General features: G+C 41.2%; 2 protein-coding genes. Both read right to left on the bottom strand.

The features are described from left to right. On the bottom strand, positions 1 to 995 hold a 995-nt coding region (locus C8R11_RS15775), incomplete at its 3' end, for an SdrD B-like domain-containing protein (protein WP_280523914.1). Positions 996 to 1,416: 421 nt separating this feature from the next. Next, positions 1,417 to 1,569, bottom strand: coding sequence for a hypothetical protein (locus C8R11_RS16355; RefSeq protein ID WP_181258291.1), 153 nt, complete (start codon positions 1,567 to 1,569; stop codon positions 1,417 to 1,419). Positions 1,570 to 1,668 lie beyond the last annotated feature (99 nt).

The raw sequence follows: 1,668 nt of genomic DNA on the forward strand, positions 1-1,668 counted from the left end.
GAGATCGATGCGGGTTCTGGGGTGGGTTGCACTAGCCCTGCATCAATAGTTTGATTGGATTCACCCGCTGCCAGGCTGATAATATCGCTTAATCCTGTCGTGGTGTCCGCATCGCTATCAAGCGTGTCTTGACCATTGCTATTGGCATCTTTGACTGTCAGTGCCATGTTGGCAGGTGGTACAAACTTGACTTGATAATCGCCTGCCTTCAATCCTGTGAATTCATAAAACCCAGTCTCAACTGCAGCAGTACTAAAATCGTCTCCTGTTGTAGTGGTGGCAATCAGAGTGCCTGCACCATCATAGAGCTCAACCACAACATTATTAACACCCAATTCGCCTGTGTCTTGTATACCGTTATTGTTGTCATCCTGCCAAACGAAGTTGCCAAGTTTGGCAGATTGCAATTGTATGATCAGTGGTTGTTTTACGCCGTCTGGATCAATCAATGCTGTAAAAAAAGTATCAGTGGGCACAACATTGTGGCCACTGGCGATTGCTAACTGCGCTTGTGCTTCAAGGAAATCAATATCTGTTTGTTCAACAGCTTGACGACCATTGTCTGAAAGTAAGCCAGGCGTGATGCCAACATTGTATTCAGTCGCATTAAAACCTAGTAATTCCCAGATAGCCGCTTGCACTTCTCCATAACTAAATTGCCCACTGTATTTAGGATCAGAGGTGAAATTCTGCGCTAATAACCAGTTAATTTGGTCAATTTGGGTATCTGTTATCGCAGCGACGTCTGCTGCTAAATAATCACTTACATTCTCTCCATCGCTTCCAATAGCGGCATGGGTTGTCGGAGAAAACAAAATATTTATAAGAGGATTCAGACAATAGGTATCGTAGATACCATTCGGCAAATTTGCATTTGTACTATCAGTAATTTCTACATCGAAAAAACTGGGGGCCCCAAGATCTGGCTGCTGTCCAAATCCTGTTCCTGCCACATTCACGGCAGATGAAGTAACCCGAATTGTTAGTGTGCTCATAATGTATTTAACCTTAAATTAATTATTTTTTCTGTGACGCTAATATACGGTTTAGTGTCTTGCTATCGGACAGGAACGGTTTGAGTCTTTTTCTTGGTGAGATAGCTCATGTTTTCTGGACGGATTGTTGCTTAAACCATATCTCAACAACTGCTGTGTTTGGTGTAAAAGTCTGTTTATATATGGATAAAGTAAAAACAATAGCGCAAGCAATCAACGCATCCAGTCAATTGCACACAATGTGCATTCCCAATTTTTGTACAGTAATTTATTTGGGTATTGATTTCGATATTCGATGAATCGTTGTTTAGAGAACCGCCGATTTATTTTGAATTCCGAAATAGATGCTATCGGCAACAAATTAATCGGCGGTTCCGAAGATGAGATATCTAGCTAATTTCTAGAATCACGATCCTGGCAATTATTTTTTAAAGTGATTTACGATAAAAATTGCTAATGCGCCGATACTCACCAGTGCCAGAACACCAGGGGCCGGCACAGGATTGAATTCTCCAACTGCCAGAACAGGGGCGCTAGTGAATGCTAAGGTTGAGAATGCAATTATTTTTTTCATTTTTGTAATACTCCAAAGTTTTTGTTTCTTTTAGGTAAAAACATTTTAATAAATAGCTGTTCAGAGCAAGCCTTCAACCTGCCCACAAGGAAAAAGGAA

This window comes from Nitrosomonas aestuarii, from assembly GCF_003046585.1.
GTDB classification, from domain to species: domain Bacteria; phylum Pseudomonadota; class Gammaproteobacteria; order Burkholderiales; family Nitrosomonadaceae; genus Nitrosomonas; species Nitrosomonas aestuarii.